At 75.2% G+C, this 496-nt stretch carries 1 protein-coding gene; it reads right to left on the reverse strand.

The window, feature by feature from the left end:
* Positions 1–192: 192 nt before the first annotated feature.
* Positions 193–496: energy transducer TonB (locus tag B8460_RS18785; RefSeq protein WP_048863153.1), on the reverse strand; the 304-nt coding region annotated here is incomplete at its 5' end.

Genomic DNA, 496 nt, shown 5'->3' on the forward strand with positions numbered 1-496 from the left:
GGTGGCGATGACGCGGTGGCCGTCACGGACGAAGCGCCGCGTCATCGCCATGCCGAAACCGGCGGAGGCGCCGGTGATCAGGATCGTGAGAGGAAGTTCGGACGCCATGGAGCAAAGCCTTTCGCGGTTCGATGCGCCGATCCGGCGGACGGGCGCGGGCCGGGTGGGCGGCGTCGCGGGGCGGCCGGGGCGTCAGTCGTCCAGCTGGAAGCTGACCGGCACCTCGGCCTGTGCCGCGACGGGCACGCCCCCGCGTGTCGCCGGACGGAAGCGCCAGGACCGTATGGCGTCCAGGGCGGCAGCGTCCAGCAGCGGATGGCCGGAACTGCGCCCGACCGACACGCTGGCGGCCGTGCCTTCGGCCGTCACCTGCACCCGCACGATCACCGTGCCCTGTTCGCCGCGCTCGCGCGCCTGCCCTGGATAGGTGGGCCGGCGGTTGGAGGCGAGGCCGGCGACCGGGCGCGGCGGCACCAGCGGGCCCACCGCGGCGGCT

It is taken from the genome of Acidisphaera rubrifaciens HS-AP3, from assembly GCF_000964365.1.
Lineage (GTDB): Bacteria > Pseudomonadota > Alphaproteobacteria > Acetobacterales > Acetobacteraceae > Acidisphaera > Acidisphaera rubrifaciens.